A 23326-nucleotide genomic window follows, 5' to 3' on the forward strand; every position below is an offset into this window, starting at 1 on the left:
ACCCTACTCCGAATCGAACAAGCGTTCTATTCGGACGCGGAATTCGAGGAGGGCGCGCTGGTCGGTGAGGTCGGTGACCGTGTCCAGGGTCAGGCCGTGGCGAGCCGCGAGGGCGCGGAACTCGTCCACGCGGCGTTCGCGGCCGCCGAAGATCGCGAGCATGGCGAGGTTGAATTCAGTGGAAGCGCGGAGGTCGCCGATCGGTTCGATGATCAGGATGCGGGTGTGCGGGGCGGCGGCTTCGGCGCAGCGGGTCAGGATTCGGTGCGCGTGGGCGTCGTCCCAGTCGTGGAGGATGTCGACCAAGAGGTAGGCGTCGGCGGCCGGTGGGAGGGGGTCGAAGAAGCTGGCCGCGGTGACCTGGGTGCGATGGGTGAGACCGTGGGATTCGAAAGTGTGTCGGGCTTCGGTGGCCGTGGGGTCGAGGTCGAGCAGGTGACCGTGGATGCGGGGGTGGGCCTGGAGGATCGCGGCTAGGAGGTCACCCCGGCCGCCGCCGACGTCGACGATTGTCGTGAAGCGGGACCAGTCGACGGCGGACACCATCACGGGGATTTGGTCGCGGAGGCGGTGGGCCATCTGGCGGTCGAAGGTGTCGCGCAGGTGTGGATTCGCGGCGAGGTCCGCCCAGAAGTCCTGGCCGTAGCGTTGCGGGTAAGCGGCGCGGCCGGTGGTGACGCTGTGGGCCAGTTCGGCGAAAGCCAGTTCGGCGCGGCCGCCGGCGGCGCCCATATGCAGCAGATCCGCCAGCCCGTTGCCCGCGTCGGCGCACAGGTGCGCACCGAACGGCGTGGTGCGGTACGCGGCGGCGATGCATTCGAGGACGCCGAGCGTCACGAGATGGTCCAGCAGCAGTTCGAGCGCGATCGGATTTACCGACGATTCGGCGGCCAGATCGGCGGCGGAAGCGCCTGTGTCGCAGAGCCGGTCGGGCAGGCTTAGCGTCACGGCCACCCGCAGTGCCATCGGGGTGGCCAATCCCGCCATCCGGCGGAGCGAGTCGACGTCGTTCACGGGGTCGACCGCTCGCGAAGCGCGAATTCCCCTGTCCGAATCGAGACGAACGCCCTCATCCGAGGGAGAAGATGGCGGCGGAGTTGGATTTCGCGGCGTGGGTGAAGAAGTGGACGAGGGCGGTGTAGTGGCCGCCGAGGTATTCGAGGCCGAGTTCTTCGCCGTCGCGGACCCAGACGGGTGGGTAGACCTCGGTGGCATCCATGTCTTCGGCGTCGAAGTAGCAGGCCAGGGCGGTGAAGGGGGTGTGGGATAGTCGGTCGGCGGTGTAGCGGACGGTGTCGGGGGACCAACCGAAGAGGGCGGGTTCTTCGCAGAGCAGGTCGCCGTCGTAGCAGAGTTCGACGCCGAGGCAGGCCCGCTCGAACAGGTAGGCAAGGCCAGCCCACGCTTTGTCGAGGTAGCCGTTGGGTTTCTCGTCGTATCCTCGGTCGCCGAGCAGATCCGCCATCGCGCCCGGGTCGGCGGCGATCTTCTCGAGTTCCGCTTCGGTCACCCGGGTGAACGTTGCGACGATCCCCATACCCGTTCCGCACCTTCCACATTCGCCATCCGAACGCGACGACACTAACCGAGCCCACCGACAAGTTCTCGCGGCGGATCTGGACGGTGCACATCGACCCCGCCCACCGATCTTTCCGGCGACGACGACAGGCACTCACCGCGCAGAGCTTGCACAGAAGGGGGCCGACAGGCGCTGACCGAGCGAACAACGCGCGGGACGAAAGACCGGCGGGCGCTCACCCCAGCGGAGCCCGCACAGGACGGTGACCGGCAGACGCTCACCCGACAGAGCCCGCGCGGGACAGGTGGCAGCCGCCGAACAGGTCCCGCTGCGGTGACTGTCAGCGAGCGGTACCGGGCGTGTGGACGACGTTGTGCGCGTTGGCGACCGAGGTGACCACGCAGGTTCCGAGCGGCCCGGTGCGGTCGTAGAGGGTGGCGGTGCCGACGGCGACGCCGTGCGCGGTGACCTGGTCGCGGGCGCGCAGGCCGAGTTCGGGGCCGAGGGGGAGGCGGGCGAGGGTCAGGGTGAGGTCGGTGTTGATGTAGGAGTTGCCTTCGGCGGTCCAGTGGCAGATGAAGTTGGTGGAGTCGCCCACGGCGGCGGCGCGCTGGAACGGGGTGATGGGTTCGCCTTCGACCACGGGAATGAGGTTCTGCCACAGGGTTTTGCGCTCGGGACTGCGCGCGGCGGACAAGTCGTGGGTCCAGTCGCCGTCGCCGACTTTCAGCAGCGGGTACGAGCCTTCCGGGGCGTCGTATCGTTCGGCGGGGACGGGTAGGGATTCGGTGGGCTGCCACAGTTCGCCGGACGGCGGGTCCGCGACGGCGAGGAAGGAGGCGGACGCGCGCGCCCTGACCTCGTCGCGTTGGACGATCGCCGCGTCGGCGACCAGTACGCGGCGGCCGACGCGGACGAGTTCGCTTCGGACGGTGATCGGTTCGGTCAGCACCGGCCGGAACAGGTCGACGGTGAGCCGCGCGGGCGTGAAACCCTCGGCCGGGCAGTGGGTTTCCAGTTCGCGTGCCAGCAGCCCGCACACGGCGGGCCCGTTGACCTGCTCGGCGCTCCACTGGCTGATGCCATAGCCCTGCGCGTGGAATCCGTCCGCGCGCCGGGCGAAGAATCCGCTCACCACCATCGGTTGTTCGCTCACGCGAACGATTGGAACACACAGACGCCGCCGCGCCCGGAGTTCGATGGCGTCGCACCGGACCCGCGAAAGCCCGTTCCGCTAACGAGGCGGGTTGGCCTTCACCGCGACGACGACCAGCCTGTGCCACGCCCGGAGACGCAGGCCGTTCGGCGACCATGCGGAGCGACCCGCATCCACACGGAACGCCCCGATCAACTCGCGTGCAGGCGACGGAATCGGCTGCCGTGGAACACCAGCGGTTCGATGTCGGCGCGGGTCGCCAACCGTTCGATGCGCAGGATGACGACGGTGTGGTCGCCCGCGGGCACCTGCGCTTCGACCACGCCTTCGATCCAGGCGGAGGCGCCGTCGATGAAGACGGCGTCGCCGGTGCCGCGGTGCAGTTCGGAGTCGCGGAAGCGGTCGCCGTTGCGGGCGCCGAGGGCGCGGGCGGCGGCCTGCTGGTCGGTGCCGAGCAAGCTCAGGCCGAGTTTGTCGGCGGCCTCGAGGCGCGGCCAGGTGGACGAGGAGTTCTGCACGCAGAACGACACCAGCGGCGGGTCGAGGGAGACCGGGACGAAGGTGCTGACCGCGAGTCCGTGCGGGGTGCCTTCGACTTCGGCGCAGACGGCGACGACGCCGCTGGGGAAGTTGGCGAAGGCGCGGCGTAGGCCGTCGCCGTCGGCGGGGAACTCGAACAGGTCATGCATGATTCGCCGCCTTCTCGGTGGTGGTCAACGCGGCGACGACGGGTCGCCAGCGTTCGGTGTAGTTGTCGATCGCGCCGTCTTCGAGGAAGGTGCGGTCGGACAGGTAGAGCCCGGGCAGGGCGGCGGTCGCGCCGATCTCCACCAGGACCGGCTTGAGCAGCAGGTCCGGGGCGAGCGCGTGGGCGGGGCCCGCGCCGAGCATGAGCGGAACGGCGAGCACGCCCGCGAGTCCGGTGCCGCCGTCGAACTGTTCGAGGAACAGTTTGAGCAGTCCGGTGTAGGTGGCTTTGAAGGTGGGGCTGGCGAAGACGACGAGTTCGGATTCGGCGACCTTGCGCGCCGCCTCGCCGACGGCCGGGTCACCCCAGCCGAGCAGTCCCGGACCCAGCGTGACCAAGTCGACCACTTCGGGGGTGGCGTCGGGCCGCAACCCCTGCGCGACCAGCGTGGCCGCGGTGAGGGTGCGGGATGCGGGTTTCGGGTTTCCGACGACGACCGTCACCGTCATGTTCGTCTCCTAACTCTGCAGACGGCTCAGAACACTCCGTGGCGCGGCGGTGCTTCGCCGTGCAGCAGTGCCCGGCCGATGTGCTGGTACTTCCAGCGGACCGGATCGTGCAACGTGTGGGTGCGCGCGTTGCGCCAGAAGTGGTGCAGGTTGGTCGCGTTCGCGGCGCTGCGCGTCCCGCCGACCTCGAACAGCGCGGACGACACCTCGTTGGCGGCCCGATCCGCCAGTACTTTCGCGGCCGCGACCGCGACCGAGGCCGCCGCACCCGGGTCCTCGCCGGTGTCCGCGAGAGCCGCGGACGCGACTCCCGTCGAGTCGATGTCGCGCGGATCTGGCGGCGGGTTCGTGGCCTGCACCGCCGCGTCGACGGCGGCCCCCGCCACGACCAGCGCCGCGTCGGCCGCCGTGACCTGCACCGACAGTTCGCCGAAGCGCTGGATCACCAGGGGGTCGTCGATCGCGCGGTCCACGCCCGCCTCGAACCACGGCCGACTGGAGTGCCGGACGAAATCCACGGCGGCGGTGAGCGCGCCGCGGGCGATGCCGGTGTCGATCGCGGCGTGCAGGAGTTGGGCGTAGGCGCCGTAACCGGTGGGGGCGTTCACGGCGGCGGCACGCGGGATCAGCTGATCCCGGTCGACCGAGACGCTGTCGAAGGTGACCGTTCCGCTGCCGGTGGTGCGCTGTCCCATACCGTCCCAATCATCCACGATCCGCACACCGGGCGCATCGGCCGGCAGGAACAGGACGTATTCGCCCGCGTCCAGTCCGGACGTGCCGTCCGGGTCGTCGAGGCGGGTCAGGACGGCCAGGATCTGCGCGAACAGCGAGCCCGTGCAGTAGTACTTGGCTCCTTGCAGAAGGAAGCCGGAGCCGTCGGGCCGCACGGTGGTGGCGATGTCGGTGACGGTCGCGCCGCCGCGCTCGGACTGCGCGTTGGCGATCCGCGCGCCGTCGAGAACCTGCCCGAACCAGCGGGCGCGCTGTTCCTCGGTCCCCGCGAGCCGCAGCAGGTTCAGGTAGACGAAATGGCTGTGCGGGATCTGGGCGATGTTCGGATCGGCGGCGGCGAGGACCCAAGCCACTTCGGCGACCAGCGACGGCGGCAGGTCCGCCCCGCCGTGCGCGGCGGGGACGGTGATCGCGAGCAGGCCGCTGGCCGCCAAGCGGTCCACCTCGTGGTGCGGCAGGATCCGGTCGCGGTCGCGGTCGGCCGCGCCCTCCGCGAACTCGGCCGCGAGTTCGTGCGCGAGGCCCAAGGCGTGGGCGGCCGACTCGACGCGGTCGGCGGCGACCGCGGTCATCACGACACCGCCGCGGCGGGCGCTCTGGCGGCCTCGAGTTCCCGGACCAGGGGAAGCACCTTCGCCCCGAAGTATTCGATCTCCTCCTGGAAGTGCAGGAATCCGCCGAGGATCAGATCGACGCCGAGCTGTTTGTAGGCGACGATGCGTTCGGCGATCTGCTCCGGAGTGCCGATCAACTGGGTGCGGAATCCGTCGTTGTATTGGACGAGATCCTCGAAGGTGGAATCGGCCCACATGCCTTTGCGATCCCCGGTCGAGGCGCCCGCCTGCTGCACGGCGTCGCGGAAGCCTTCCACCGCGGGCTTGTTGGCCTTCTCGATGATCTCGCGCAAGGTGTCGCGCGCTTCGCGTTCGGTGTCGCGGGCGATGATGAAGCCGTTGAGCCCGAATTTGACCTCGCGGTCGTGGGCGCGGGCGACTTCGCGCAGGTCGTCGAGCTGTTCGGTGACGCCGTCGAAATCCTTGCCGTTGGAGAAGTACCAGTCGGCGTGGCGGCCGCCGTTGCGGCGCGCGGCCGAGGAGTTGCCGCCCTGGAACAGCTCGGGATTGGGCCGTTCGGGGGTGTTCAACGGTTTCGGCTTCAACGTGAAATCGCGGATGCGGTAGAAATCGCCGCCGTAGTCGACGTTGTCCTCGGTCCAGATCTTGCGGATGACCTCGAGGAATTCGGCGCTGCGGCGGTAGCGCTCGTCGTGTTCGAGCCACGGTTCCCCCAGCGCCTGGAATTCGCCGGCGAACCACCCGGAGACCACGTTGATGGCGAATCGCCCGTTGGACAGGTGGTCGGCGGTCGCGCCGAATTTGGCCAGCACCGCGGGATGCCACAGACCGGGATGGATCGCGGCGATGACCTTCAACCGTTCGGTCGCGCCGAGCAGCGCGAGACTGAACGAGGTCGATTCGTGCTGGAACTCCGCGCCGTAGGAGGCGGTGTAGCGGACCTGGGACAGCGCGTAGTCGAAACCGTTGCGTTCGGCGGTCTGCGCCAGTTTCTTGTTGTACTCGAAATCCCAGCTCGTGCGCTGTTCGATCTCGCTGGTGACCAGCCCGCCGCTGACATTGGGCACCCAGTAGGCGAAACGGATCTGCTCGGCGATCTGCTCGGTTGTCATATCAACTCCAGGGTCCGGAATGCTGCCGGGGCTGCACTCCACTTCAGCACCGGGACCGGATCGGCAGGAGGTTTTGAATCCGCGCGATCCGATCCCGGCGTGTTCTGTGCGTCTGTGAACGGGACGGCGGCAGGCCCACCTGTCGTGACGGCCGGATCGGCCGGTTGCCACGAACCGGTCGGCTCATCGACCGAGGGCCTGCGCGCTATCCCGCCGAGGTGCGGGTCAGCTCGCCGGCGTACTCGGACCGGGCGAACCGGCCCGCCGGCTGGAACCGCGCGAGCACGTCGGCGGCCGGTTCGCCCAGGACCCCGGCGATGTTGTGGTCGGCGCGCTGCGGTGCGCGAAGACCTCCGGACCGAAACCGAGCCCCTTGACGGTGACGGTCAGCAGCGACCGCTGCGGCGCGTCGTACACGGTGCGGGCGTCGTCGACGGGGAACAGGTCCGACAGTCCGCCGCGACCGGTCGCCACGAGCGTCAGGTCGTGCTCGGCGGCGATCGTGTCGAGGAGTTCGAGAGTCACCGGGCCGACGACGAATTCGCCGCCGCGCTCGCGGAAAGCGGTGAGCCGTTCATCGGCCTTGAGCCTGGTGTCGACGGCGACACCCACGTAACCGTCGAAAGTGCCGTCGAAACCGATCAATTCGGCATTGTCCGGTCCGGCGATCCGCACGCTCAATCCGGTGTGCCGCGGGGCGCGAGCGGTGAAAGGGTCGAGTCCGAGGGCGATTTCGGCCTGCTGGGTGACGCCGAATTCGAGTGCCGTCCCGGTCGCGGGCACATCGTCTCTGAGAGATCTCTGGTCGCGGTCGCTGTAGATGGTGACGGTGAAACCCGCCGCCAGTAGTCCGATGGCCGCGGTGACGCCGGTCTGGCCTGCGCCGACGATCGCGGCCGAACGCGTGGAACGTGAAACGGAATTCTGCGATGTCATAGTCGCATGGTGCGGGTGCGACCCGGGGGCTGTGCAGTATTGCGATCAGCGGGAACCGATGGTCCCGCGACGGGGGTCACCCCTACGATGCACGCATGTCCTTCACCGTCACCGAATTGTCCGGCGACCGGGTGCGGCAGTACCGCGAACTGGGCGCCCAGGCGCGCGCCCTGCTCGCCGGCGAAACCGACCGCGTCGCGAACGCCGCCAACCTCGCGTCCCTGCTCTTCCACACCCTCCCCGACCTGAATTGGGCGGGCTTCTACTTCTACGACGGCACGGAACTCGTCGTCGGCCCGTTCCAAGGCAAACCGGCGTGCGTGCGCATCGCCCTGGACCGCGGCGTCTGCGGCGCGGCCGCCCGCACCCGCGTCACCCAGGTCGTCCCCGACGTCCACGCCTTCCCCGACCACATCGCCTGCGACGCCGACTCCCGCTCCGAGATCGTCGTCCCGCTGATCCACGACGACCACCTCGTCGGCGTCCTCGACCTCGACAGCCCCCTCCCCCACCGCTTCGACGACACCGACCGCACGGGCCTCGAATCTCTCGCCGAGATCTACCTGGAGTCCCTGCCCTGACCCCGTCCGAAGGCGGTTACTCGGGGGTGCGTTCGCCCGCGCTCCAGCCGAACGGGAGATCGGCGCCGTTGAGCAGGTGGTCGCCGATGGCGCGGGCTTTCTGGATGGCGGGGTTGTGGACGGAGATGGTGCGGGCGTTGCGCCAGTGGCGGTCAAGGCGCAGTTCTTCGGCGACGATGGAGGCTCCGCCGACCTCGAACAGGTGGGTGGTGGCGGGCAGGACCGTTTCGATGACGGCGAGTTGGGCGCGCGCGGAACTGAGTTCGACCGCCACGAGCGCTTTTTCGTCTTTCGCGCCTGCGGCGAGGACGTCGTCCAGCTCCTCGGCGACCGCGAGGACGGTGGCGCGGGCGGAGTAGGCGGCGGCGGAGAGGCGGCCGATCACCTGCTGCACCAACGGGTCTCGGCGCGGGAGGTCGGCGGCGGAGTGGGTGTAGCCGCGGGTGCGGACGGCGACCCAGTCGCGGACGTCGGATTCGGCGCGTCGGGCGATGCCGGCGAGTACCGCGAGTTGCACCAGTTGCAGGTAGGCGGTGGCGTAGGTGGGGCCCGCGACGCCGTAGCCGGGCCCGAGGATCTGTTCCTCGGTGACGGTGACGTCGGTGAATTCGGTGGTGCCGCTGGCGGTGAGGCGCTGGCCGAATCCGGTCCAGTCGTCGTGTTGCCGAACACCTTCGGCGTTCGCGTCGACCAGGATGCCGACACGTTCGCCGTCACGGTCGGCCGCGACGAGGATGTGGTCGGCGTAGAGCGAACCGGTGCTGTAGAACTTGACGCCGTTGAGGACCTGCCGGTCGCCGTCGCGGGTGAGGGCCGTGCGGTACCGGTCGACCGCGCCGACGCCGGGTTCGGTGATGGCGTTGCCGATCAGGACGCCTTCGGCGAGTCGGCGCAGCCACCGTTCGCGAGTGGGGCCGGGTTCGGCGAGGAGTTGGTCCTCGACGAAGGAGAAGTGCACGCGCAGCGCCTGCGGGAGGTTGGACTCGGCGGCGGCGAGGTCGATGAGCAGCCGGAACAGTTGGCGCACGCTCGCGCCGTGACCGCCGAATTCGACGGGGACGCGCAGCGCGCCGAAGCGGGCCGCGCGCAGCCATCCGATCTCCTCGTGCGCGAGTCTTCTGTCGATCTCGCGCTCGACCGCCCCGGACGCGATCCGTTCGAAGATCGGCCCGAAGGTGTCGTCCAGTTCCGCATCCGGTGTGGTTGTCGCCGCGAGGGAAGTCATGACCCCACGATGACCGCCGAGCCCGCTCGCTTCACGGTTTGCGCGCAGCGGGATCGCAATGCTCTATTTTCCGACGCAGGCGGTGACGATCTTGCTGGTCGCGGTGCGCGCGCGGTCGGCGTCCTGCGCGCTCATGCCGAGGTTCTGCGGGTCGGATTGCAATTGGCCGCTGTCGCTGGCGATCAGCGTGCGCAACCCGTCCTGGGAGATCCCCTCGTCGTAGTACACCTTCGCCGCGCAGTCGGCGAGTTCTTTGTCGCGCAATCCCCTGTCCTGCAACGACTGTGAGATGTCGGCGGCGGTCACCGGTTCGGGGTCGTCGCTTCCGCAGCCCGCCAGCAAAGGCAGGGCCGCGACCGCCGCGGTGATCAGCAGGATCCGCACCTGTTCGTCCTCTTTCTCTCGTGACACACGCCACCGAAGGGGCGCGGCAACGATGATGCCGTATGCGGGCCGCGCGGGACAGGGGTCAGCCCGCGAGCGGTCCGACGTAGCGTTCGGCGAAAGCGCGCAGCGCGGTCTCGTCGTCGAGGCCGAAGTAGCTGTCGGGGGTGAGGACCACCGATTGCGCCAGGCGCAACGCGATCTCGGCGGCCGCGTCGGCGTCGACGTCGGCGGCCTGGCCGCGGGCTTGCAGTTCCCGGCACTTGTCGGCGAGGAATTCGCGGGAGGCGCGCAGGATGGGGGAGCCCGCGGTGGTCAGGTAGGGGACGAAGGTCTCCGGTTCGCTGGTCAGCAGGCGGGCGACGAGCGCGTCGGTGCGCACGATGAGCACCGCGCGCACGAAGCCCTCGACCAGCCGTTCCCGCACGGTGGGCCGGTCGGCGACGGCGGCGGCGGTTTCGGCGAGCAGGCCGAGCAGCCACCGCTGGAAGGTGGCTTCGACCAGTTCGTTCTTGGAGCCGAAGCGCCGGTAGACGGTGGCGCGGTTGACCCCGGCCCGCCGCCGGATGTCGTCGACGGAGGCCCGCCGCAGCCCGAAGTCGGTGAACTCGGCGAGCGCGGCGTCGAGGATCCGTTCGGTGATCGGATCGGCGGCGGCACTGGGTCGTTCGAGAAGGGCGGTGAGCGAGGGCAATCCGGCCATCTGTCCATGCTGCCATGCCGGACCCGCGCCGGGTCCGGCTCGCATCAGCCCGCGGCCCGTTCGCGCGCGATCCCGGCCAGCGCGCGCGGCTGGTAGCGCACCCGCTCGGGCAGCAGCGGCCACACGCGGCGGACCACCGCGACGCGCAGTTTGAACTGCCTGCGTTCCCACGGACCCCACGGCAGGCCGAGGCGTTCGCGGATCACCGGCGGCATGGTGCCCGCCGCGATGAGGCGGTACTGGTGCATGAACGCGGTGCCGAACAGTTTCCACACCACCTCGGGAACGTAGGGCAGTCGCATCTCGGCGGGCCGATCCAGTTGGCGCACCACCCATTCCGCGGATTCGGTGACGACGAGGCGCTGGGCGCACATGCGGTCGAAGTAGGCGCGGAAGGCGTACCAGTCCTCGGGCATCGGCCGTTCGCTGACGCCGTAGAGCCGATACCACTGCTTGCTCTCGTCGTACATGCGCTGTTTCTCGGCGTCGCTGAGGCGGTGGTCGAAGATGTCGGCCATCATCATCGCGGCCCAGATGAAGGTGGCGTGCGCCCAGTAGTAGACCTCGGGGTCCAGGGCGTGGTATCGGTTGCCGTCGGCGTCGATGCCTTTGATGTCGCGGTGGTAGTCGCGCACGGCCGCGGCGGTGGCGACGGCTTCGGGGCCGTCGTAGACGGTGCCCGCGATCTGCGGGATGGACCGGAAGATCCGTTCCCAGGGCTCGTTGAAGAAGTCCGAGTGCTGGGTGACGCCCGCGCCGAGTCCGGGCAGCATGAGTTGCATGATGCCCGCGGCGGGCGCCATGAGCATGGTCCGCCAGTCGCCGAAGTACTTCCACAGCAGGCTGTCCGGGCCGAGCGTCACCGGTTCGGTTTCCGTGTCGGCCAAGGTCGTCGTCATCGCACCCTCACTCTCGATAGAGATAGAGCGACAATAAGTTACTCTTTGTCGCTCTGCAATGGGAGTGGCCGGAACGCGCTGCTACGGTAGGCACGCCCCGAGAGTCAGGATGCCAATGACGACGTTGAACCACCACCGGGTCGGCCGAGGAGAACCGCTGGTCCTGGTGCACGGGATCGGCAGCCGCTGGCAGGTCTGGGAACCGATCATCGACACCCTCGCGCGCGAATTCGAGGTCATCGCCGTCGACCTCCCAGGCTTCGGCGCCTCCCCGGCGCACACCCCGCCCACCACCGTCGGCACGCTCACCGAAGCGCTCGCGGACTTCCTCGCCGAGCAGGGCATCGAACGTCCGCACCTGGCGGGCAATTCGATGGGCGGACTCATCACGCTCAACCTCGGCGCGCGCGGACTGGCCCGCTCGGTCACCGCGTACTCCCCCATCGGCTTCTGGGACACCCCCGGCCGCATCTGGTGCCAGCGCTCGCTCGGCGGCGCGCGCAGCCTGGTCGGCCCGCTGCGCCCGCTCATCCCGAAGGTGCTCGAAACCGCCGCGGGCCGAACGGCTTTCCTGTATCTGGTGTTCGCCAAGCCGTGGGCCGTCGACCCGCAGGTCGCCCTCGACACCGCCAACGGCGCGGCCCAGGCCCCCGCCTTCACCGACGCGCTGGCCTCTTTCGACACCGCGCGCCTGGACGAATCCCGCGCGGCGCTCACCGACATCCCCGTCACCATCGCCTGGGGTGACCGCGACGTCCTGCTCACCTACTCCACGCAGAGTCGCCGCGCCCGCACGGCACTGCCCGAGGCGCGGCACGTCACCCTGCGCGGCAGCGGGCACACCCCGTTCTACGACGACCCCGAAGCCTGCGCGCAGGTCCTGCTGGAGACGGCGCGCGACTGAACCTCAGCCGTCGGTCAACGTCGACGGGTCGGCGGTGCCCAGCAGGATGCGCACCGCGTTGGTCCACCGGCGGGTCATCAGCCGGTTGCGGTCGAGGTCGCCGGTGAGCAGCACCCGCATCGCCTGACCGGTCATCACCTCGATGGTGAACTCGGTGATCGTGGGAACCCGAGGGTCATCCGGGAATTCGGTGCGGAAGGCCGCGCGGATGCCGGTGTGCATGAGGTCGAACAGGCGACGTTCCAGCGGCAGGAACGCCGCCAGCAGTTCCGGGTCGGTGCGCGCGCCGACCCACATCTCCAGCGCGGCGAGGAAGGTCGGGCCCGCTAGCATCCGCATGGTCAGCTCGACCGCGCTCTCCAGCCGGTCGACGTCCTCGGGAATGGCGGCGAATTCCCTTGTCAGCTGGTCGAATCGCTGCTGGGCGACATACTCGACCGCGCCGGCGAGCAGCGCGGGCCTGGTCGGGAAGTGATGTTGCAAGGTGCCGCGGGGCACCCCGGCGCGGTGCTGCACCGCCAGGGTGGTCGTCCCCGAATACCCGACCTCGACCAGACTCGCGACCGTCGCGTCCAGGATCCGCGCGCGCATCCGCGTCCGCCGTTGCTCCTGCGTCTCCCGGACGCGCTCGGTCATCGAATCAGCGCCCCTGCCACTGGGGTTCGCGTTTCTGCGCGAAGGCCAACGCGCCCTCGGCGGCATCCTTGGACACCAGCGCGGGCAGCGCGATCTCGCCCTGCTTCGCGAACGCCTCGGCCGTCGTCCAGTCCGGGGACTCGTCGATGATGCGCTTGCTCGCGGCCACCGCCAGCGGCGCGGCGGCGACGATCTCGGCGGCCAACTCCAACGCGACCTCCAGTGCCCCACCGGGTTCGGTGACCCGGTTGACCAAGCCGAGCTGATACAACCGGTCCGCGCTGATCCGTCCGCCGGTGAGCGCGAGTTCGGCGGCGATCGAGCGCGGCAGGCGCTGGGTCAGCCGCAGCACACCGCCGCCGACCGCGACCAGTCCGCGCTTGACCTCGGGAATGCCGAACTGCGCGTTGTTCGCCGCGACGATGAGATCACCGGCCAGGGCCAGCTCGAAACCGCCCGCCAGCGCGAAACCCTCCACGGCGGCGATGGTCGGCTTCAGCGGCGGCTTCGCGGTCAGTCCCAGCGGGCCGCGACGTTCGGTCATCGGCATCTCACCCCGCGAGGCGGCGACGAGATCCATTCCGGCGCTGAACGTTCCGCCCGCGCCCGTGAGGACGAGCACGCGCGCCGCGTCGTCGGCCTCGAAGGCGTCGACCGCGGCCTCGATGGCCTTGGCCGTGGCCAGGTCGACGGCGTTGCGGGCTTCGGGGCGGTTCACCGTCAGCACGGTGATCGCCCCGCGCTGTTCCACCAGAACAGGTTCGGTCATGACAGTCCTCTCCTCAGAGCAGGGTGAGCGAGTCGACGGCGGTGATCTCGGCGGGCGCGCCGAGCGGGTCGCCGTCGACGAAGGCGGCGATGGTGTCGGCATCGCCGGCACGCACCAGTGTGCGCGCCCCTCGCGGATTCAGGAGGCTGATCACGACGGCCTCCGGTTCGTCGCCGTCGCGGCCCTTGCGGTAGGCGACGGTGTAGGACTCGACGGTGGCCGGTCCGGTGTAGTCGGGGGCGGGTTCGCGGCGCGCGGGCCTCGGTTCGGCTTCCACGGCGCGGAACAACCGCCGCGGCGGACGCGCGGAGTACACGCCCACACCGTGTTTGGTGATGTACCAGCCCAGCGCGGTGGTCAGGCCGTAGCTGTCGGGGTGTGCACGCAACAGTCCGACGGCGGTCGCCACGGAGTGCAGCGCGTAGTTGTTGCCGGGGCCGCCGCCGAAGGTGAGTCCGCCGGTCAGCGAGATCGGGCGGGCCGGGTCGTCGATCGGCAGGCCCAGCGCCTCGGCCGCGACCTGCACCGCGATCGGGAAGCAGGAATAGAGATCGATGTGGGCGACGTCGTCGATGCCGATGCCCGCGTCGGCCAGCGCGGACGCGCCCGCCGCGGCGATCGCGGGCGAGGCGGCCATGTCGGCGCGTTCGGTGACATGCCATTCATCGGTGGCGGTGGCCCCGCCGTGCGGGAACACCCAGCGCTCGCGCGGCACCCCGGCGGCGTCGGCGGCGGCCGCGCTGCACAGGATCAGGCCCGCGCCTTGGTCCACCGACAGGTTCGCGATCAGCAGTTTCGGATACGGGGTGGAGACCAACCGGTTGCCCGCCGACGGCAACACCAGATCCTCGGCCGTGTGCGCGACGGGCATCCAGGCGTGCGGATTGCGCGCCGCGATCTCCGACAGCCGCGACCACAGTCCGCCGATCCGCGCGCGGTGCTCGTCCTCGCTCAGACCCAGACGCGCCCGCAACGCCGTCTCCATCAGCGCGTAGAAGTAGACCGGACCCCACAGTCCGGCGGCGCTCTCCATCTCGGAGTTGGGGCCGCGGTCGGAGCCGATGACCTGGGTCGGCAGGTCGTGCTCGGACTGGTCGGGCCAGTCGACGGTGAGCCCGCGCCGCCCCGCGACATTGCCGGAGTAGACGGCTTCCGCGCCGGTCAGCAGCGCCACGTCCGACTGTCCGTCGGCGATGGCCTGGGCGACGACGTTGAGCAGTCGCTGCGGCGCGTCACCGCCGAAGCGCACCGACTGGATGGTGCGCTTGGGGCTCGCGCCGAGGTCGGCCGCGACCAGCGCGCCCAGATCGGTGTAGGGCTTGCTGACGGGGGCGACGGCGGCGACCAGGTCGGCCGCGCGCAGCAGTCGGTCGCCGACGCCGCTGTCCTGGCCCGCGCGCCGCAGCGCCTCGGCGGACAGGGCGATGGGCCCGGGCAGGCCCGGTTCGTCGCCGCGGTGGGTGATCTGTCCCGCTCCCACGATCACGGGTGTCCGGGGATCCATTCCGGCTGGCAGCATAGGTTTCGCACTCACTCTCGATCGCTGTCGCGCGGTCACGTCGACCCGGTTCTCATCGCGGTTACCGTCAATCGTGACGGTAACTTGTTCTCGATTACAGCAGAGCCCACGCGCGCGGGCAACGACTCCGGCGGAAAAACTGACCGCTGGGTAACATCCGGGCATGGGTTCCACCATCGCGTTGCGATTCGACGCCGACCGCGCCTACGTCACCCTCGACCGGCCCGACAAACACAACGGCCTCACCTTCGAGATGCTGGGCGAACTCGTCGCCGCGGCGCGCGCCATCGGCCGCCGCGACGACGTGCGCGCGGTCATCCTCGCCGGCAACGGCCCCAGCTTCAGCAGCGGCCTCGACATCGCGAAGGCCACCCGCGACCCGCTCGCGATCGTCCGCAATTTCGTGCCGCTGCCGTGGCGGGGCACCAACACCTTCCAGGAAGCGTGCTGGGCCTGGCGGCGGTTGCGCGTCCCGGTGATCGCCGCCGTGCACGGCAACTGCTTCGGCGGCGGTCTGCAGATCGCGCTCGCCGCCGACATCCGGATCGCCCACCCCGACAGCAAGTTCTCGGTCATGGAGACCCGCTACGGACTGGTGCCCGACATGTCCGGCGCGGTCACCCTGTCCCAACTCCTCGGCGTCGACCGTGCGCTGCTGCTGACCATGACCGCCGACATCGTCGACGCCGAGCACGCCGCGCGCATCGGACTGATCACCGAGGTCAGCGACGACCCGGTGGCCGCCGCCGAAGAACTGGCCGACCGGATCGCGACCCGTCCGGCGCAGGCCGTGGCCGCCGCGAAGCGACTGTTCGACAAGTCCTGGCATTCCTCCCCGCGGCGCACGCTGGCCACCGAACGGGCGACCCAACTCCCGTTGATCCTGCAGATGGCCCGGACCCGCGACAAGAAATCCACGGATTGACTGTCACATTTTCAGCATTCCCCTTGTGGGCCCCCATTTTCGCCGACCCGACTGCTAGCATCAGCGAGATTTGCCAACCAGTCGGAATGTGGCGCGACGCACAAATCGGGGGGAGGTGATGCGTGCCGCCTTCGGCGAGAACCGGAGGGCCGAGAGACCTTGAACAAGACCGCCTCACTCCTGCTATCCACGTTGGCGGGTGCCACGGTTTTGCTCCTGACGGCGACTACCCCTGCCCTAGCCAATCCAAACGCGATCAACCCGATCCCGGTGCTCAACGGCACCAACGGGCTGCCTCGCCTGCACGGCAGGACCGCCGCGGTCTTCCAGGTGACGGGTATGGCCAGCCCGAACAACACCCACACCTACAACGTCCTCGGCACCGACCTGGGCATCATGTGGGACAACGGCAACGGTGAGATGCTCACCGCGTTCGGCGACACCGCGGGCATCGGCTTCCCGAACCTGCTGGCGGGCAGCACCTGGGCCTGGCGCAGCAACATCCTGGTCCGCAGCCACACCAAGGACCCGGGCGGCGGGATCTACTTCGACAGCGTGGTGCGCGACGTCTTCGGGCAGGCGCGCGACCTGATCCCCAGCCCGAAGATCCCCTTCATCGAGATCAGCCGCATCCCCACCGCGGGCATCTCCGTGGACGGCGTGCAGTACATGAGCATGATGTCGGTCAAGACCTGGGACAACGTCGGCGAGTGGACCACCAACTACTCCGGTCTGGCCGCCTCCGCCGACAACGGCGAGACCTGGGCCGACCTCGGCAACACCCGGCGGCCGAACGAAGGCCCCAACAGCAAGTTCCAGATGGGCGCGTTCCTGAAATCGGGCGGCTACGTCTACCAGTACGGCACCGGTTCCGGACGCAACAACGACGCGTTCGTGGCCAGGGTCGCCGAACGCGACATCCAGAACCTCGCCGAATACGAGTACTGGGACGGCGAGCACTGGTCGCACAAGGGCGACGTGAACGCGGCCGCGCCCATCATGGGCGGCGTCGGCGAACTGTCGGTGATGTGGAACGACTATCTCGGCCAGTACGTCTCGCTCACCACCGATCCGTTCAACTCGGTGGTCCTGCGCCGCTCCCCGTCCCCCGAGGGGCCGTGGAGTCCGCCCGAGGTCATCATCGACACCCGCGAACTCCCGACCGCCTACGCGCCGTCGATCTACCCGTACCAGACCGGACGCGACCTCTACTTCCTCACGACCGTGCACAGCCAGTACAACGTCGTGCTGATGCGCACCACGCTCTGACTCGCACGACCACCGGGACCGGCGTCGCCACCGCGCGACGCCGGTCCTGTCTTTTCCGGCGGACCGCCGACGGTCAATAGACTCGCGGGCATGGATGCGGCGGAATGGGACGCGCGGTACTCGCAGGGTGAATTGGTGTGGGGCGCACCGCCGAATGCCACGGTCGTGGCGAACGTCATCGGACTGGACCGCATCGTCACGTTACGTCCGGAGGGTCCCGACGGGCAGATACCGCCGCTGCCGCGCGCACTCGACCTGGCGTGCGGGGAGGGACGCAATGCGCTGTGGTTGGCCACCCACGGCTGGCAGGTGCACGCCGTGGACTTCTCCCAGGTCGGCGTCGACAAGGGGCGCACGGTCGCGACCCGACTGTCGCGGTCGGTACGCAACCGCGTCACCTGGGAATGCGCCGACGTCACCGATCTCGACGCGGCCGGCGTCACCGGCCCGTTCGAGCTGATCCTGATGGTCTTCCTGCACCTGCCCGCCGACCGACGGCGCGCCCTGCTGCGCCGCGCGGCCGACCTGTTGTCGCCGGGCGGGACGCTACTGGTCCTCGGACACGACACCCGCAACCTCACCGAGGGCTACGGCGGGCCGCAGGACCCCGCGATCCTGTTCACCCCGGAGGACGTGGTCGCCGACCTCGGGCGCGACAGCGGGGTCGACATCCGCAAGGCCGAACCGATCCTCCGGCCGACCGAGGGGCGCGACGCCATCGACGCGCTCGTCATCGCCACCAAGCGCGACGACCCGGCGGCGGATCTCACCCCCGTCATCGATGCGCCAGGGGACGACGAAATTCCGGCCCGACCGACGGCCCGTACAGCGGGCACTCGGACAGTCCGCCCACCGGGCACCGGGGGCCGCCGGCAGCGCGGGTGACAGGCATCCGAGCCCCCAGCAGCACGGGCAAGCGGGCACCCGAACACCGGCACCCCGGGTAGCGGGCAGCGGGCAGCGGGCAGCATCGACCGCTGTCAGATGATCGGGCACCAGCGGCCGGTCAGCGCGTCGTCGGGGCCGCGATCTAACTCGACCAGCGCGTCAACCAAGGTTCCACGGTCGCGGCGATGGTGTCGAAGCCGGAGCGGAACGAATGCGGCTGACCGGGGATGACGGTGACCTGGGCGGCGTCGGCGGGGTCGGGAATGCCGAACGGGTCGGTGGCGCCGTTGATGACCACGACCTCGATGCCCCCGGCGGCGAGCAGTTCCTCGCGCCGGGACTTCTCCGGCTTCCCCGGCGGATGCAGCGGGAAGGACAGGGCCAGGACCCCGCGGGCGCGCGCGGCCTTCGCGGTGCGGCAGGCCACCCGCGCACCGTTGCTGCGACCACCTTGGATGAGCGGTTTGCGCACTTTTCGGTGCAGCGCGGCCACGATCTCCAGCCACGCCGCGTCCTGGACGGCCGCCGATCCGGGTGCGCGTCGACCGGCGACCCGGTACGGCTGGACCACCCGGGCGACCGCGCCGCCGAGTCCGAGGGCCGCGTCGCGGACCGCGAGCAGGTCTTTCGCGTCGACGCCGCCGCCGGAGCCGTGGGTGAGCAGCAGCAGGAACCGCGCGCCGCGCGGCTTGTCGAGGTCGACTTCGGCCGGACCCGCGCTGGTCTCGATGAGCACAGTTCACGGTAGCCCGCGAACCCGGCGGGGGTCGCGCACCACCTCACCGTCGGGAGTGGCGACCTGTGCGCGATCACCAGGTCGCGGCCCGGAATGTACTTCGCGTCACAATGTCCGATTCCGCCTTTGCGGTCGCATTACCGGTCGGTAATATGGCTCCTAAGTTACCCGCGAGTAGTATGCGGAAAACCGGCTACCCGGTGGAGCGAAGAACGGGCGGGAACGGCACACGACCGACCGCACCAACTCAACGGAGAGTGAGTACCGACAATGGGTCACTACAAGAGCAATGTCCGCGACCTCGAGTTCAACCTCTTCGAGGTTCTCGGCCTGGGATCGCTGCTGGACGCGGGCGCGTACGGCGACCTGGACACCGAGACCGTCAAGGAGATGCTCAGCGAGGTGCGTCGCCTGGCGGAGGGCCCGCTGGCCGACTCCTTCGTCGACGGCGACCGCAACCCGCCGGTCTTCGACCCCAACACCCACACCGTCACGCTGCCGGAGTCGTTCAAGAAGTCCTACCGCGCGCTCGAGGACGGCGGCTGGTCGAAGGTACCCGTGCGCGAGGAACTGGGCGGCCTCGGCGCCCCCAGCGTCGTCGGCTGGGCGCTGGGCGAGATGATCCTCGGCGCCAACCCGCCCGCCCAGATGTACGCCGCGGGCGCGGGCTTCGCGCAGGTGTTCTACAACAACGGCACCGACGAGCAGAAGAAGTGGGCCGCCGCCATCGCCGAGCGCAACTGGGGCGCGACCATGGTGCTCACCGAGCCCGACGCGGGCTCCGACGTCGGCGCGGGCCGCACCAAGGCCGTCAAGCAGGAAGACGGCTCCTGGCACATCGAAGGCGTCAAGCGCTTCATCACCTCGGGCGACTCCGACGACCTGTTCGAGAACATCATGCACCTGGTGCTGGCCCGCCCCGAGGGCGCCGGACCGGGCACCAAGGGCCTGTCGCTGTTCTACGTGCCGAAGTGGCACTTCGACTTCGACACCGAAACCCTCGGCGAGCGCAACGGCGTGTTCGTCACCAATGTCGAGCACAAGATGGGCATCAAGGTCTCGGCCACCTGTGAGGTCACCTTCGGCGGCCACGGCGTGCCCGCCAAGGGCTGGCTGGTCGGCGAGGTGCACAACGGCATCGCGCAGATGTTCGACGTCATCGAGAACGCGCGCATGATGGTCGGCACCAAGGCCATCGCCACCCTGTCCACCGGGTACCTCAACGCGCTCGACTACGCCAAGACCCGCGTGCAGGGCGCCGACCTCACCCAGATGACCGACAAGACCGCGCCGCGCGTCACCATCACCCACCACCCCGACGTGCGTCGCTCGCTGGCCACCCAGAAGGCCTACGCCGAGGGCCTGCGCGCCATCTACCTCTACACCGCCGCCCACCAGAACGCCGATGTGGCGCAACTGGTCTCCGGCGCCGACGAGGACACCGCCTTCCGCGTCAACGACCTGCTGCTCCCGATCGTCAAGGGCGTGGGCTCCGAGCGGGCCTACCAGTACCTGACCGAGTCCTTGCAGACCTTCGGCGGTTCGGGCTTCCTCCAGGACTACCCGATCGAGCAGTACATCCGCGACGCCAAGATCGACTCCCTCTACGAGGGCACCACCGCGATCCAGGCGCAGGACTTCTTCTTCCGCAAGATCGCCCGCGACCGCGGCGTGGCCCTGGGTCACGTGGCCGGTCAGGTGCAGAAGTTCATCGAGTCCGAGGCGGGCAACGGTCGCCTCAAGGGCGAGCGCAAGCTGCTGGCCACCGCGCTCGAGGACGTGCAGGCCATGGCGGCGACCCTCACCGGTCACCTGATGGCGGCGCAGGAGGACTCCGGCGAGCTGTACAAGGTCGGCCTGGGTTCGGTGCGCTTCCTGCTCTCGGTCGGCGACCTGCTCATCGGTTGGCAGTTGCTGCGTCAGGCCGAGGTCGCCATCGCGGCCCTGGACAACGGCGCGACCGGCGCGGACGCGAACTTCTACACCGGCAAGGTCGCCGTCGCGCAGTTCTTCGCCCGCAACATCCTGCCGGAGCTGACCGCGACCCGCGCGATCCTGGCCACCCTGGACAACGACATCATGGAACTGGACGAAGCGGCGTTCTGATCCGCTGACCGAACGGCCCGGAGGTCTTCCTCCGGGCCGTTTCGCGTCTAACGGGGGACCCGACGGTGGGTGTGGTCGCGCGGCGGCGTGAGCTCATCGACCACGACGAGGTTCCCGCCCGCCTCTTTGGCCCGATACATGGCCGCGTCGGCCGATTGCAGCAGCAGATCCGGGGTGGGCCGCGGGCATTCCGGACAGCGCGAGGCGTCGAATACCGCCACCCCCACGCTCGCGGTGACCTCGACATCGGATTCCGAGGTCGTCGTGGCCACCGCGCGCCGCAACCGTTCGGCCTCGGCCTGCGCGGCCACGGCCTGGATCGGCGCCGCCACGACGAACTCCTCACCGCCGGTTCGCGCCACCAGCGCGGACGCGCCCGCCGCCTCACGCAGGCCCCGCGCGGTGCGGATCAGCACGGTGTCGCCGACGCGATGCCCCCACGTGTCGTTGACGCTCTTGAACCGGTCGAGGTCGAAGGTCATCACGCAGATCGCCGGGAACCCCTCGGTCACCAGTCGCCCGAGGCGGGTCTCCAGACCGCGGCGGTTCAACACCTCGGTCAGCGGGTCCGACATGGATTCGGTGCGCAGCAGCCAGGACAGGAATTGCAGGGCGGGCAGACAGCCGACCACGCCCGCCAACAGCAGCAGACACACCGCCACCGCCAACCGCACATCGCCGCCGCCGGTGGCGATCCTGACCGAGAGCACGATCACCGAGACCGCCGACCACGCCGCGTGCACGGCGAGCACCCGCGCGGTGTGGAAGAACCCCAGGTAACTGCCGGTGACCACCAGCAGGATCGCGCCCATCGCCCCGTACAGGCGGTCCGCGCAGGTCATGAACAGCGCGACGAACAAGAAATCCGCGGTGCCGATCAGCACCAGCGATTCGACCTTGCTCGGCCACGGCAGCAGCCACCAGCGCAGCGACCACAGGATCCCGGTGGTGACCCCGATGATCGAGGCGATCAGCGGCGGCCCCGCCGGGATGCCGATGACGACCAGACCCATCAGCGCGATGGCCGCGCCGCCCCACCCGACCAACCACTTCAGCGGACGCAACGCCGCGCGCGCGGAGAGGGTGCGGACCAGCCAGTGGTAGTCGACAGGATCGTTCCACCAGGTCCGCAGTGTCTTGCCGTCATTCATTCAACTTCACCCTTGGTCCCGACCGCGTTCGCCCAACGTTCGCAGTGCCGAGTGCGGAAATCCCAGAGATTCCCACCAGGTCGTCCGAGTAGTCTAGGCGCGCCCGATTCATGCCCGACGGGCGAGGCTGTGTGACAGCACACAACCGGTCGGTTCGTCGCGCCGACCGGCGGGATTCCACCCGCCCCGGCCTCGCACCCGAACAACGTTCCGCGCGACGTGTTCCGACCCACAGTGCCCGCGACCACACGCGCGCCCCGACTACCGGCACAATGTTCGGCAGACTCGCGCGCGACAGAAGGGATGCGTCCGGATGAAACGATCGCTGTCGGCTCTGGTGAAGGCCTGCGCGCTCGGCGCCGTACTCGCCGTCACGGTAGCCGGACCGGCCATCGCCGACCCGAACAACGTCAACCCCATTCCCGGGCTCAACGGCTGGCGCGGACTGCCCAGCCTCCCGGGCCCCACCGAAGCCGTCTTCCAGATGACCGGGATGGACAGCCCCAACCGGACCGAACGGCAGAACGTTCTCGGCACCGACCTCGGCATCATGTGGGACGACGGCCGCGGCGGCATGCTCACCGCCTTCGGTGACAGCGCCGGCCTCGGCTTCCCCAACCTGCTCGCGGGCAGCGTGTGGGCGTGGTCGTCGAACGTGCTGTTCCGCAGCCACACCACCGACCCGTCCGACGGCATCCGCTTCGACCAGGTCATCCCGAACCCGCTGCCCAGCCCCAAGATCCCCGGCATCGAGATCAGCTTCATCCCCACCGCGGGCATCTCCGTCGGCGGCGTCCAGTACATGAGCATGATGTCCGTGCAAGGCTGGGGCGACCACGGCAAATGGACCACCAATTTCTCCACCCTCGCCGTCTCCGGCGACGGCGGCAACGGCTGGGTGCAATTGCCCAACACGCGCCGGGCCAATGTCGACGGCTGGCAGAACTTCCAGCAGAACGCGTTCCTGAAAGACGACGGCTACATCTACCGGTACGGCACGCCCGCCGGTCGCGCCAATCCCGGATTCGTCTCCCGCACCCGGGAAGCCGATATCGCCAACCTCGACAGCTACGAGTACTGGGACGGCAAGGAATGGAAGCCCGACATCAAGGTCGCGGCCCCCGTCGTCGGTGACGTCGCCGAACTGTCGGTGATGTGGAACGACCACCTCGGCCAATTCGTCATGCTCACCACCGATCCGGCGAATTCGGTCGTCATGCGCACCTCCCCCAACCCCGAGGGCCCGTGGGGTCCGCCGCGCGTACTCATCGAAGCCGCCGCGCTGCCCACCGCCTACGCGCCGATGATCTTCCCGTACCAGACCGGCGACGACCTGTACTTCCTGCTGACCGTGCACACCCAGTACAACGTCATCCTGATGCGGACCGCGCTGGACTGACT

The 23326-nt window shown here is 69.4% G+C and carries 22 protein-coding genes and 2 pseudogenes; 7 read left to right on the top strand and 17 right to left on the bottom strand.

All coding sequences use genetic code 11. From position 1 onward, the window contains the following. Nucleotides 1–3: 3 nt before the first annotated feature. The 8 genes and pseudogenes from ON30_RS26140 to ON30_RS26175 all read right to left on the bottom strand — a co-directional run. Nucleotides 4–1014, bottom strand: coding sequence for a methyltransferase (locus ON30_RS26140; protein WP_040711078.1), 1011 nt, complete (start codon nucleotides 1012–1014; stop codon nucleotides 4–6). A gap of 55 nt (nucleotides 1015–1069) precedes the next feature. Further along, nucleotides 1070–1537, bottom strand: a complete 468-nt coding sequence (locus ON30_RS26145) for a YfbM family protein (protein WP_040711079.1) — start codon at nucleotides 1535–1537, stop codon at nucleotides 1070–1072. A gap of 322 nt (nucleotides 1538–1859) precedes the next feature. Beyond that, nucleotides 1860–2675 carry a thioesterase family protein gene (locus ON30_RS26150; protein WP_245554221.1) on the bottom strand — a complete coding sequence of 272 codons (816 nt, stop codon included), beginning with the start codon at nucleotides 2673–2675 and terminating at the stop codon, nucleotides 1860–1862. A 191-nt stretch (nucleotides 2676–2866) separates the two neighbouring features. After that, on the bottom strand, nucleotides 2867–3364 hold the full coding sequence (locus tag ON30_RS26155; protein ID WP_051029998.1) for a flavin reductase family protein: 498 nt from the start codon (nucleotides 3362–3364) through the stop codon (nucleotides 2867–2869). Then, nucleotides 3357–3872 carry an NADPH-dependent FMN reductase gene (locus ON30_RS26160; RefSeq protein WP_040711081.1) on the bottom strand — a complete coding sequence of 172 codons (516 nt, stop codon included), beginning with the start codon at nucleotides 3870–3872 and terminating at the stop codon, nucleotides 3357–3359. The genes ON30_RS26155 and ON30_RS26160 overlap by 8 nt, the downstream gene beginning before the upstream one ends. A 26-nt stretch (nucleotides 3873–3898) precedes the next feature. Then, entirely contained in the window at nucleotides 3899–5179 is a 1281-nt protein-coding gene (locus ON30_RS26165) for an acyl-CoA dehydrogenase family protein (RefSeq protein WP_040711084.1), read from the bottom strand. Next, nucleotides 5179–6294, bottom strand: a complete 1116-nt coding sequence (gene sfnG / locus ON30_RS26170) for a dimethylsulfone monooxygenase SfnG (RefSeq protein ID WP_040711086.1) — start codon at nucleotides 6292–6294, stop codon at nucleotides 5179–5181. The genes ON30_RS26165 and sfnG overlap by 1 nt, the downstream gene beginning before the upstream one ends. Nucleotides 6295–6630: 336 nt before the next feature. Continuing rightward, nucleotides 6631–7230: pseudogene (locus ON30_RS26175) on the bottom strand (styrene monooxygenase/indole monooxygenase family protein); the annotation flags it as partial. Between the two features lie 95 nt (nucleotides 7231–7325). Between ON30_RS26175 and msrC the strand changes: the two are divergent. Then, nucleotides 7326–7811: a free L-methionine (R)-S-oxide reductase MsrC gene (gene msrC, locus ON30_RS26180; RefSeq protein ID WP_040711087.1), complete on the top strand. Its 486-nt coding sequence runs from the start codon at nucleotides 7326–7328 to the stop codon at nucleotides 7809–7811. A 16-nt stretch (nucleotides 7812–7827) separates the two neighbouring features. Here msrC and ON30_RS26185 read toward each other — a convergent pair whose 3' ends face one another. The 4 genes from ON30_RS26185 to ON30_RS26200 all read right to left on the bottom strand — a co-directional run bounded on the left by ON30_RS26185 (nucleotide 7828) and on the right by ON30_RS26200 (nucleotide 11022). Then, on the bottom strand, nucleotides 7828–9036 hold the full coding sequence (locus ON30_RS26185) for an acyl-CoA dehydrogenase family protein (RefSeq protein WP_040711088.1): 1209 nt from the start codon (nucleotides 9034–9036) through the stop codon (nucleotides 7828–7830). Between the two features lie 63 nt (nucleotides 9037–9099). Beyond that, the gene (locus tag ON30_RS26190) at nucleotides 9100–9447 is read right to left on the bottom strand and encodes a hypothetical protein (protein WP_245554222.1); all 348 of its coding nucleotides are present in this window, start codon (nucleotides 9445–9447) and stop codon (nucleotides 9100–9102) included. Between the two features lie 58 nt (nucleotides 9448–9505). Further along, nucleotides 9506–10123: a TetR/AcrR family transcriptional regulator gene (locus ON30_RS26195; protein WP_040711089.1), complete on the bottom strand. Its 618-nt coding sequence runs from the start codon at nucleotides 10121–10123 to the stop codon at nucleotides 9506–9508. Nucleotides 10124–10167: 44 nt separating this feature from the next. Next, the gene (locus ON30_RS26200; protein WP_051029999.1) at nucleotides 10168–11022 is read right to left on the bottom strand and encodes an oxygenase MpaB family protein; all 855 of its coding nucleotides are present in this window, start codon (nucleotides 11020–11022) and stop codon (nucleotides 10168–10170) included. 115 nt (nucleotides 11023–11137) lie between these two features. Between ON30_RS26200 and ON30_RS26205 the strand changes: the two genes are divergently transcribed. Beyond that, nucleotides 11138–11926 carry an alpha/beta fold hydrolase gene (locus ON30_RS26205; RefSeq protein ID WP_040711091.1) on the top strand — a complete coding sequence of 263 codons (789 nt, stop codon included), beginning with the start codon at nucleotides 11138–11140 and terminating at the stop codon, nucleotides 11924–11926. Between the two features lie 3 nt (nucleotides 11927–11929). Here ON30_RS26205 and ON30_RS26210 read toward each other — a convergent pair whose 3' ends face one another. The 3 genes from ON30_RS26210 to ON30_RS26220 are packed head-to-tail and all read right to left on the bottom strand — an operon-like array spanning nucleotide 11930 to nucleotide 14835. Further along, nucleotides 11930–12562 carry a TetR/AcrR family transcriptional regulator gene (locus ON30_RS26210; RefSeq protein ID WP_040711092.1) on the bottom strand — a complete coding sequence of 211 codons (633 nt, stop codon included), beginning with the start codon at nucleotides 12560–12562 and terminating at the stop codon, nucleotides 11930–11932. A gap of 4 nt (nucleotides 12563–12566) precedes the next feature. Then, nucleotides 12567–13331: a crotonase/enoyl-CoA hydratase family protein gene (locus ON30_RS26215; protein ID WP_040711093.1), complete on the bottom strand. Its 765-nt coding sequence runs from the start codon at nucleotides 13329–13331 to the stop codon at nucleotides 12567–12569. Between the two features lie 13 nt (nucleotides 13332–13344). After that, nucleotides 13345–14835, bottom strand: coding sequence for a TLP1 C-terminal extension domain-containing protein (locus ON30_RS26220; protein ID WP_245554223.1), 1491 nt, complete (start codon nucleotides 14833–14835; stop codon nucleotides 13345–13347). A 178-nt stretch (nucleotides 14836–15013) separates the two neighbouring features. Between ON30_RS26220 and ON30_RS26225 the strand changes: the two genes are divergently transcribed. From ON30_RS26225 to ON30_RS26235, 3 genes and pseudogenes are all read left to right on the top strand, one after another. Continuing rightward, nucleotides 15014–15775, top strand: a complete 762-nt coding sequence (locus ON30_RS26225) for a crotonase/enoyl-CoA hydratase family protein (protein WP_040711098.1) — start codon at nucleotides 15014–15016, stop codon at nucleotides 15773–15775. A 159-nt stretch (nucleotides 15776–15934) separates the two neighbouring features. Beyond that, nucleotides 15935–17044: a glycoside hydrolase family 183 protein gene (locus tag ON30_RS26230; RefSeq protein ID WP_040711100.1), complete on the top strand. Its 1110-nt coding sequence runs from the start codon at nucleotides 15935–15937 to the stop codon at nucleotides 17042–17044. Nucleotides 17045–17134: 90 nt separating this feature from the next. Beyond that, nucleotides 17135–17788, top strand: a pseudogene (locus ON30_RS26235) (class I SAM-dependent methyltransferase); the annotation flags it as partial. A 286-nt stretch (nucleotides 17789–18074) separates the two neighbouring features. Here ON30_RS26235 and ON30_RS26240 read toward each other — a convergent pair. Next, nucleotides 18075–18668, bottom strand: a complete 594-nt coding sequence (locus tag ON30_RS26240; RefSeq protein WP_040711103.1) for an alpha/beta hydrolase family protein — start codon at nucleotides 18666–18668, stop codon at nucleotides 18075–18077. Nucleotides 18669–18938: 270 nt separating this feature from the next. Here ON30_RS26240 and ON30_RS26245 point away from each other — a divergent pair, with 270 nt between their 5' ends. Beyond that, entirely contained in the window at nucleotides 18939–20774 is a 1836-nt protein-coding gene (locus ON30_RS26245) for an acyl-CoA dehydrogenase (protein WP_040711106.1), read from the top strand. Between the two features lie 47 nt (nucleotides 20775–20821). On the opposite strand, the gene ON30_RS26250 is transcribed toward ON30_RS26245, so the two are convergent. Then, a complete protein-coding gene (locus ON30_RS26250; RefSeq protein WP_051030000.1) occupies nucleotides 20822–21925 on the bottom strand; it encodes a GGDEF domain-containing protein in 1104 nt (367 codons plus the stop codon). Nucleotides 21926–22238: 313 nt separating this feature from the next. Here ON30_RS26250 and ON30_RS26255 point away from each other — a divergent pair, with 313 nt between their 5' ends. After that, a complete protein-coding gene (locus ON30_RS26255) occupies nucleotides 22239–23324 on the top strand; it encodes a glycoside hydrolase family 183 protein (protein ID WP_040711108.1) in 1086 nt (361 codons plus the stop codon). Nucleotides 23325–23326 lie beyond the last annotated feature (2 nt).

The sequence above is a fragment of the Nocardia takedensis NBRC 100417 genome, from assembly GCF_000308695.1.
GTDB lineage: Bacteria > Actinomycetota > Actinomycetes > Mycobacteriales > Mycobacteriaceae > Nocardia > Nocardia takedensis.

Excerpts from the sequence above, each read along its gene's own strand:
- ON30_RS26155 (WP_051029998.1), bottom strand. The coding sequence starts at position 3,364 with ATGCATGACCTGTTCGAGTTCCCCGCCGACGGCGACGGCCTACGCCGC.
- ON30_RS26195 (WP_040711089.1), bottom strand. The coding sequence starts at position 10,123 with ATGGCCGGATTGCCCTCGCTCACCGCCCTTCTCGAACGACCCAGTGCC.
- ON30_RS26245 (WP_040711106.1), top strand. The coding sequence starts at position 18,939 with ATGGGTCACTACAAGAGCAATGTCCGCGACCTCGAGTTCAACCTCTTC.
- ON30_RS26185 (WP_040711088.1), bottom strand. The coding sequence starts at position 9,036 with ATGACTTCCCTCGCGGCGACAACCACACCGGATGCGGAACTGGACGAC.
- ON30_RS26210 (WP_040711092.1), bottom strand. The coding sequence starts at position 12,562 with ATGACCGAGCGCGTCCGGGAGACGCAGGAGCAACGGCGGACGCGGATG.
- ON30_RS26250 (WP_051030000.1), bottom strand. The coding sequence starts at position 21,925 with ATGAATGACGGCAAGACACTGCGGACCTGGTGGAACGATCCTGTCGAC.
- ON30_RS26165 (WP_040711084.1), bottom strand. The coding sequence starts at position 5,179 with ATGACCGCGGTCGCCGCCGACCGCGTCGAGTCGGCCGCCCACGCCTTG.
- ON30_RS26200 (WP_051029999.1), bottom strand. The coding sequence starts at position 11,022 with ATGACGACGACCTTGGCCGACACGGAAACCGAACCGGTGACGCTCGGC.
- ON30_RS26215 (WP_040711093.1), bottom strand. The coding sequence starts at position 13,331 with ATGACCGAACCTGTTCTGGTGGAACAGCGCGGGGCGATCACCGTGCTG.
- ON30_RS26145 (WP_040711079.1), bottom strand. The coding sequence starts at position 1,537 with ATGGGGATCGTCGCAACGTTCACCCGGGTGACCGAAGCGGAACTCGAG.
- ON30_RS26220 (WP_245554223.1), bottom strand. The coding sequence starts at position 14,835 with ATGGATCCCCGGACACCCGTGATCGTGGGAGCGGGACAGATCACCCAC.
- ON30_RS26205 (WP_040711091.1), top strand. The coding sequence starts at position 11,138 with ATGACGACGTTGAACCACCACCGGGTCGGCCGAGGAGAACCGCTGGTC.
- msrC (WP_040711087.1), top strand. The coding sequence starts at position 7,326 with ATGTCCTTCACCGTCACCGAATTGTCCGGCGACCGGGTGCGGCAGTAC.
- ON30_RS26160 (WP_040711081.1), bottom strand. The coding sequence starts at position 3,872 with ATGACGGTGACGGTCGTCGTCGGAAACCCGAAACCCGCATCCCGCACC.
- sfnG (WP_040711086.1), bottom strand. The coding sequence starts at position 6,294 with ATGACAACCGAGCAGATCGCCGAGCAGATCCGTTTCGCCTACTGGGTG.
- ON30_RS26255 (WP_040711108.1), top strand. The coding sequence starts at position 22,239 with ATGAAACGATCGCTGTCGGCTCTGGTGAAGGCCTGCGCGCTCGGCGCC.
- ON30_RS26225 (WP_040711098.1), top strand. The coding sequence starts at position 15,014 with ATGGGTTCCACCATCGCGTTGCGATTCGACGCCGACCGCGCCTACGTC.